1 protein-coding gene is annotated in these 392 nt (G+C 62.0%); it reads left to right on the top strand.

Translation table 11 applies throughout. From position 1 onward, the window contains the following. Window positions 1–107: 107 nt before the first annotated feature. Window positions 108–392: LLM class flavin-dependent oxidoreductase (locus KDL01_RS42655; RefSeq protein WP_212534376.1), on the top strand; the 285-nt coding region annotated here is incomplete at its 3' end.

Here is a 392-nt window from a genome sequence, read left to right as displayed (position 1 = left end):
TGTGTATAAGAGACAGGTGGCTGGGAGCTCGTGAGCGTCGACGGGGTTTCTCGTGAGCGTTGACGGGGTTTGGTGCACGGTCGTTGAGGTGAATTAGCATGGGCTGCATGCGTTTCGCGTTCAAGACTTCGCCGCAGAACACTGGCTGGGGCGCCATGCTCGAGGTGTGGCGGGCGGCTGATGGGATCGAGACGTTCGAGTCGGGGTGGACGTCGGACCACTTCTATCCGACGCACAGTGCGGATCTGTCCGTCAGTCGACTGGAGGGGTGGGTCACGCTGACGGCGTTGGCGCAGGCGACGAGTCGGTTGCGGCTTGGGACGCTTGTTACGGGGATTCATTATCGGCACCCGGCTGTGCTGGCCAATATGGCGGCGACGCTGGATGTGATC

It is taken from the genome of Actinospica durhamensis (assembly GCF_018139695.1).
GTDB lineage: Bacteria > Actinomycetota > Actinomycetes > Streptomycetales > Catenulisporaceae > Actinospica > Actinospica durhamensis.
Note: the sequence above shows the minus strand (reverse complement) of the source record. Positions and strands in the feature narration are given on the sequence as shown.